This window comes from Mesorhizobium sp. M7D.F.Ca.US.004.03.1.1, assembly GCF_003998635.1.
In the GTDB taxonomy this organism is placed as follows: Bacteria; Pseudomonadota; Alphaproteobacteria; order Rhizobiales; family Rhizobiaceae; genus Mesorhizobium; species Mesorhizobium loti.
The window spans coordinates 1-2,094 of the sequence record NZ_RZQG01000992.1 but is presented as its reverse complement, the minus strand read 5'-3'; the positions used below and the strand labels follow the sequence as shown (position 1 = coordinate 2,094).

At 61.4% G+C, this 2,094-nt stretch carries 2 protein-coding genes and 1 pseudogene; 1 reads left to right on the top strand and 2 read right to left on the bottom strand.

Going from position 1 to position 2,094, the window contains the following annotated elements:
• Nucleotides 1-45 precede the first annotated feature (45 nt).
• Nucleotides 46-627, top strand: a pseudogene (locus EN935_RS32910) (EAL domain-containing protein); the annotation flags it as partial.
• Nucleotides 628-654: 27 nt separating this feature from the next.
• Here the strand turns inward: EN935_RS32910 and EN935_RS32905 are convergent.
• Together EN935_RS32905 and EN935_RS32900 are read right to left on the bottom strand one after the other, a co-directional pair.
• Nucleotides 655-1,755, bottom strand: coding sequence for an OmpA family protein (locus EN935_RS32905; protein ID WP_109658860.1), 1,101 nt, complete (start codon nt 1,753-1,755; stop codon nt 655-657).
• Between the two features lie 148 nt (nt 1,756-1,903).
• Nucleotides 1,904-2,094, bottom strand: a 191-nt coding sequence (locus tag EN935_RS32900; protein WP_164771564.1) for a GNAT family N-acetyltransferase, incomplete at its 5' end; no start/stop codon positions are given.

The following is a 2,094-nucleotide window of genomic DNA, read 5'->3' as shown; positions in this document are numbered from 1 at the left end:
TTGCGGACCACCCAGCGGTCGATCGATGGCATCAGGCCATAGCGCTCGGCTCCGATCTCCACCTGCGCCATCAATCTTTCCGGAGCGACTTTTGGTGACGAGACATTCCTCGGCTTCCTGCGCGAACAGTTCCTCGTCCATGGCATTTCGCCTGCCATGATCTGCCTGGAGATCACCGAAACCAGCGCCATTGCCAATCTCAACAATGCCATGCGCTTCATCGCTGATCTGCGCGGCCTGGGCTGCCGCTTCGCGCTCGACGATTTCGGCTCGGGCATGTCGTCCTTCGCCTATCTGAAGCACCTGCCCGTCGACTACCTCAAGATCGACGGCAGCTTCGTCAAGGACATGATGGAAGACCGCATTGACCATGCCATGGTCGAGATGATCCATCACATCGGCAAGGTCATGGGCAAGCGCACCATCGCCGAGTTCGTCGAAAGCGATGGCATCATTGCGGCGCTGAAAAAGATCGGCGTCGACTATGCCCAGGGCTATGCAATCGCCAGACCTCAGCCGTTTGACGCCTCAACGGCATTGCTCTGCAAAAGCGTCGCGCCGGCCGCAGAGATCGTCACCGATCCATGGGTCGATCTGGCGCAAAAGCTGCGCCGCAAGGCCAGCTAGAATGCGTCCTCGTTCGGAAGACTCGCTTCAGTTCAACTTGACCAGAACCACACGGCGGTTCTTGGCGCGGCCCGCGTCATCATCATTGCTGGCGACAGGCGCCATCATGCCGGCGCCAGCAGCGGTCAGCCGCGCCCCGTCGATGCCGTATTTCGACACAAGTGCCGCCTTGACCGCTTGCGCCCGTCGCGACGACAGGTCGAGATTGTAGTCGAAGGCGCCTTGATTGTCGGTGTGGCCGACGACGATCACGGCCATATCAGGGTCGTTGGCCAGCAGCGTCGAAATTTCCTTCAGCGTTGGTTCCGACTCCGGCTTGATGTCGGCCTTGTCGGTGTCGAAGAAGATGCCGTAGAGCGAAATGCTGCCGGTGGCGGAGAGTGAATCCGCCATCTTGGCCGCCTCGACCACCACCATCTTCTTGTCGCGCGCCTTGGGTTCCAGCACCTGGACGATGGCAACGGTGCGGCCGTTGAGCTCCTTGCAGTAGAGATCGTCGGTCATCGAATAGGTCTGCACGGTCACATAGGCGTCGCCGCCGTCCTGCGGCACCTTGGCCGAGAAATAGCGCTGGTCGTTGATGCCGGAGGTCAGTGCGCAGGCGCCATTGGAGAATGCCGCGTCCTTCAGATCGCTCTCATGGAAGGAATACATCGTCAGGCTCATGTCGCCGCCCCCGCCGCTCGACGAGCGGTCAGCGGCGCCACCGCATTCCTCCTTCTTGCATTCGAACAGGATTTCGCCGCCGGCCGCCGCGATCACATCCTGATAGTTGCGCAGCACTTCGAGCGGCGAACGCTCGGCCGGCAGCACATAGGCGATGCGGGTCAAAGCGCCCTCGACCTCGGCCTTCTTGTCGGGTGCGAAGACACGATTGTTCATCGCATCGCGCGCGTCGGGGTCCGCGCTCGGCTTCAGCGGCGACAGCGGCACGCTGAAATCCGTGAAGGCCAGTTTCTCATAGGAGACGATGAACGAGCCTTCGTAGCGCTTGGCGAGATGGTTGTCGGCGGCGCCCTCGATATCGGCGGTCGGCGCCGTCGCGTCGGCTGCCGCCAGCCGTCCGGCCAGCATGAGCACCAGCACCGCCCAGAAAAACGTTAGAGCTGTCGTCTTGAATGCACGCATCGATCGTCCCCCCTTCGCATTATACTCGATGCTAACAGAGCGGGTATGTCCAGTCGATGACGCCGCCTGGAGCATGATGCCGAAAAGTGTGAAGCGGTTTTTCGGACGACATCATGCTCTATCCCTTTGATTAGAGCCGGCTCTAGGGTCACCGCGCCAGCAGGATGGTCGGGGCGTCGTGATAGGTGGTCTGCACCACTTCCCGGAAACCGCACTTCGCCGCGACCCTCAGCGAAGCGACGTTTTCCGGATCGATGATGCAGACGGTCTTCTCCCGCCCGAACGTCTCTTCGCCCCATGCGAGCACGCGGCCAACAACCTCGGTGGCGAAGCCCGCCC